The organism is Janthinobacterium violaceinigrum (assembly GCF_009208555.1).
GTDB classification, from domain to species: Bacteria; Pseudomonadota; Gammaproteobacteria; order Burkholderiales; family Burkholderiaceae_D; genus Janthinobacterium; species Janthinobacterium violaceinigrum.
The window spans coordinates 1-207 of record NZ_WFLI01000150.1; the positions used below are offsets into that span (position 1 = coordinate 1).

The 207-nt window shown below is 60.9% G+C and carries 1 protein-coding gene; it reads right to left on the reverse strand.

What is annotated here, in order from left to right; all coding sequences use genetic code 11:
• The coding region (locus GCN75_RS29035; RefSeq protein ID WP_193317718.1) for a hypothetical protein at positions 1-207 on the reverse strand (207 nt) is incomplete at both ends.

The following is a 207-nucleotide window of genomic DNA, read 5'->3' on the forward strand; positions in this document are numbered from 1 at the left end:
TGCCGGTGACGATGCGCGTGTCGCCCGTGCCCGTCTGCAAGATGGTACCTTTTGCGTTGTCCAGATTGCCCACATGCAGGTCGAGCTGGCCTGCCTGCACCGTGCCTTCCGTGTTGTGCAAGGTGACATTGCTCGTGATGCTCAATGTGCCTGGCGTCGTCACCACCGCCTTGTTCGTGCTGACGTCACCCGTTGTTGCCGTCAAGC